This window comes from Muriicola sp. (genome assembly GCF_041567615.1).
Lineage (GTDB): Bacteria > Bacteroidota > Bacteroidia > Flavobacteriales > Flavobacteriaceae > Muriicola.
In genome coordinates this window covers 1-3,788 of the sequence record NZ_JBFGBM010000220.1, presented here as the reverse complement: position 1 = coordinate 3,788, position 3,788 = coordinate 1, and the positions used below count along the sequence as shown (strand labels likewise).

General features: G+C 45.9%; 5 protein-coding genes. 2 read left to right on the top strand and 3 right to left on the bottom strand.

All coding sequences use genetic code 11. The annotated features are described in order from the left end of the window. The coding region (miaA, locus tag ABYP73_RS12105) for a tRNA (adenosine(37)-N6)-dimethylallyltransferase MiaA (RefSeq protein WP_372974500.1) at nucleotides 1-613 on the top strand (613 nt) is incomplete at its 5' end. Continuing rightward, on the top strand, nucleotides 606-1,103 hold the full coding sequence (locus tag ABYP73_RS12100) for a gluconokinase (protein ID WP_372974499.1): 498 nt from the start codon (nucleotides 606-608) through the stop codon (nucleotides 1,101-1,103). The genes miaA and ABYP73_RS12100, both read left to right, overlap by 8 nt. Nucleotides 1,104-1,148: 45 nt before the next feature. Here the strand turns inward: ABYP73_RS12100 and ABYP73_RS12095 are convergent, their stop codons facing one another. The 3 genes from ABYP73_RS12095 to ABYP73_RS12085 all read right to left on the bottom strand — a co-directional run. Then, nucleotides 1,149-1,859, bottom strand: a complete 711-nt coding sequence (locus tag ABYP73_RS12095) for a response regulator transcription factor (RefSeq protein ID WP_372944345.1) — start codon at nucleotides 1,857-1,859, stop codon at nucleotides 1,149-1,151. A gap of 6 nt (nucleotides 1,860-1,865) precedes the next feature. Then, nucleotides 1,866-3,446, bottom strand: a complete 1,581-nt coding sequence (locus ABYP73_RS12090) for a sensor histidine kinase (RefSeq protein ID WP_372974498.1) — start codon at nucleotides 3,444-3,446, stop codon at nucleotides 1,866-1,868. Nucleotides 3,447-3,512: 66 nt separating this feature from the next. Beyond that, nucleotides 3,513-3,788 (bottom strand): dephospho-CoA kinase (locus ABYP73_RS12085; RefSeq protein WP_372974497.1); only part of this gene is annotated, 276 nt, incomplete at its 5' end.

The following is a 3,788-nucleotide window of genomic DNA, read 5'->3' as shown; positions in this document are numbered from 1 at the left end:
GTACATCGATGCCGTCCTTCACGGTTTTGACTCCTTTCCGGAAATAGACCCCTCCATCCGCACCCAGCTCAAACAGGAGTTACGGGATAAGGGTCTTGCCAAACTGCAAAAAGAACTTTTTGAATCGGACCCTGTCTACGCAAAAAAGGCAGACCTGCAAAACCCACAACGGGTCATCAGGGCCCTGGAAGTTTGCCGGGGTACGGGAAATCCGTATTCATCCTATCTCGGGAGAAAAAAGACCCAAAGGCCCTTTCAATCGGTTATTTTGGGGCTGGAAGCACCCAGGGAAGAGGTCTACCGCCGTATTGACAGCCGAGTAGACCAAATGATGAAGGCCGGGCTGTTGGAAGAGGCCCGGGAGCTGATTGAGTACAAGCCCCTCAATGCCCTTAAGACCGTGGGGTATAAAGAACTTTTCGGGTACCTGAAGGGGGAATACGACCTGGATCAGGCCATTGATGAGATCAAAAAAAACAGCCGGAGATATGCCAAGAGACAGGGGACCTGGTTCCGGGGAAAAAAAGAGGTCCTCCCCCTGCCCCACGATTTGCCCATGAAAGAGATCCTGGGAATGATCACTCGACAATTAAAACTAAAGGAGGATGGATAAAACCCATCGCATCATCTACGTCATGGGTGTTTCAGGTAGCGGAAAATCAACCATTGGTAAGCGACTGGCGAATACCCTGTCACTCCCCTTTTTTGACGGGGACGACTTTCATCCTGAAGCGAATATTTCTAAGATGTCCGAAGGCCTTGCCCTGGATGACCAGGACCGAAGACCCTGGCTGGAGTCATTGAATCTGCTGGCTAAAGAGCATGCACGTACAGGGGCAGTGATCGTATGCTCTGCCCTGAAGAAAAGCTACCGAGATCAGCTTGAAAAGGGGATCTCACCTGAACCTGTATGGATCTATCTTTCGGGTAGTTTTGAGGTCATTTCAGCGAGATTGAGGCAGCGAAAGGGTCATTTTATGCCTCCAGCCCTGCTGAGATCGCAATTCGAGACGCTGGAAATCCCGGAAGGCGCTATAGAGATCCAGGTGAGCATGACACCGGAGCAGATTCTGAAAACCATCCTGGAAAAGCTCGGGAAATAAAAAAGGCACCTCTCATAGGTGCCTTATTTTTACGCTCAGAATAGCTTATTTATCGTTTTTAACGACCAGCCTGAAGCCCTCGCCGTGGATGTTCAGGATTTCTACCACATCGTCTTTTTTCAGGTATTTCCTGAGTTTGGCAATATAGACATCCATACTTCTCGAGGTGAAGTAATTGTCATCCCTCCAGATCTTGGTCAGGGCGAGTTCCCTCGGCATGAGATCGTTCTCGTGCAGAGCCAGAAGTCGGAGGAGCTCATTTTCCTTGGGGGATAATTTAATGGGTTCCTCATCCTTATATTTCAGGAATCTCAACTTGGAATTCAGGTGAAAATTACCAATTTTAAATTCATATTGCTTGCTGTCTGCCAGAGTATTGGAGGCCTTACGTTGAAGTATCGCTTTGATCTTCATCAGCAACACTTCTGAGTCAAAGGGCTTGTTTAAATAGTCATCCGCCCCGGCCTTATATCCCTTCAGAACGTCCTCTTTCATGGTTTTGGCGGTCAGAAATACGATCGGGATATTCTCGTTCTTTTCCCTGATCTCCTTGGCCAGCGTAAACCCGTCCTTGTAGGGCATCATCACGTCCAGAATACAGATATCGTAATTGTCTTTTTTAAATTTCTCAAACCCCTCCATTCCGTTCTTGGCGAGGGTGACATCAAAATCGTTCATCGCCAGATAATCCTTTAATACAATTCCGAAGTTGGGATCGTCCTCTACCAGAAGTATTTTCTTGTTTGCTGTTTCCATATCCATTTAGATTAAAGGCATTTTTATGTAAAAAGTGCTTCCTTTACCTTTTTCACTTTCTGCATAGACCTCGCCTTGGTGGTCTTCCACTATTTTTTTTACATAGGCCAGACCCAGGCCGTGACCTTTGACATTATGTATATCACCGGTATGTTCCCGGTAAAACTTTTCAAACACTTTCTTCAGTACCGCTTTACTCATCCCCGCACCCTGATCCTGTATCCTGATAATGATGTAATTCTTGGCTAATTCGGTATAGATATCAATCTTGGGTGCTTCAGGCGAATATTTGATCGCATTGTCCATGATGTTGACCAGCACATTCCCAAAATGCATATCGTTAGCCAGGATTTCCGACCTCTCTGCATCGAGGTGTGTATTGATGTAACCGCCTCGGTCCAGCACGATGAGTTCTACATGAGAGATCGCTTTTTGAATCAGTTCATGCGCATCTACCCGGTCTTTGGATATGTCGAGCTGGTTTTTCTCCAGCTTGGAAATCCGCAACACATTCTCAACCTGGGCATGCATCCTTTTGTTTTCGTCCCGTATCATTCCCAGGTATCGGATCACCTTTTCCTGGTCGCCTATGATCTTTGGATTCCTGATGGCTTCCACCGCCAGGTTGATCGTAGCGATTGGCGTCTTAAACTCGTGCGTCATATTGTTGATGAAATCCGATTTGATCTCGGAGATCTGCTTTTGCTTGATCAACTGATAGATCGCACTTGCATACGCGATCACGATCACCAAAGTGAACAAAAGCGAGAGGAACGCCATCCCCAATACCGATTGAAGGAGAAATTTTTTCTTCTTGGGAAACGTCAGCAAAAGGGCAAAATTACTGCTACCCTCACTGTTCTTGAATATTGGAGCTTTGTAAATAGTTGATTTCCCAAACCTGAACCTCCTGGATTTGATCTTGGTAGGCAAACCGCGGCTGTAAATACCGTATTCAAAATCGGTATCTATGGCCATATTGCTCAATTCCTGGTTCAGCAAGAGCTCAATTTCCTGTCTTGAAACCCGCTTATGGATAGGAACATTTTCTGCGTATTCCCTGTATACATCCTCAAAAACAGCCTTGTCAACACTGGTTAAACCTCCGATCTTTTCCAGTTTCTGAATAGGATTCAGCCTGTAGGACTTGCCATCCAGGCCGTACTCCTCCTTGAAGATCGTCTTGGTGCGTTTACTCGTGATATTCTTGAGTTGGGTGCTGTCTCCTCCTGAGATACTGTCAAAGAACGTCGAAGCGATATTGTATTCTTCTTCCAGGATACCGTGGGAGTAGAAAAGGATCTCGTTAGAATTGATATCCCTGTCAATAAAGAAAATATTGCTGAGTTGCGAACTCCTGATCTCTCCCAGACTGTCCTTCAGACTGAGGAATCTGTTGGAATATTCCCTCATCTCCCGCTCCTCAATCTTATCCGTTACCCGGTTGAGGACCTCCGCTATCGCATTTGAGAACTGTTCTTCTTTGTCATCGACCGACCGCTTGATCCAATACAACTGAACTGAAATGATTCCGACGAGGGACAAGCTCATCAGGATGACAAGAAAAACAAATAATCGCTTATTCATTTTGCAGTAAAATTAAAAATTTAACATTTAGGGGGTCGGGTGTTTAACCTAACCTTAACAAAAATGTTAAAATTGTGGATCGGGATCTGATTTGATCAGTGTTTCGTGGATTTTTTGCACTTTCCGGCGGGTCTTCTCCAGGTCTGTATTCTCGATCACAAAATGGGCAAGGGCCTTCTTCCTCTTTTCGGGCCACTGGTGTTTCATTCGTTCCAGAATTGCCGCTTCGGACAGGTTATCCCTCTCCTGTACCCTTTTTATACGGAGCTTTTTAGGGGCAGTGACCAGGATCATTAAATCGAATTCTCCACTGCTGCCATTTTCAAAGAGGATAGCCGCTTC

Coding starts and splice junctions, on each gene's coding strand:
- ABYP73_RS12100 (WP_372974499.1), top strand. CDS start 606: ATGGATAAAACCCATCGCATCATCTACGTCATGGGTGTTTCAGGTAGC.
- ABYP73_RS12095 (WP_372944345.1), bottom strand. CDS start 1,859: ATGGAAACAGCAAACAAGAAAATACTTCTGGTAGAGGACGATCCCAAC.
- ABYP73_RS12090 (WP_372974498.1), bottom strand. CDS start 3,446: ATGAATAAGCGATTATTTGTTTTTCTTGTCATCCTGATGAGCTTGTCC.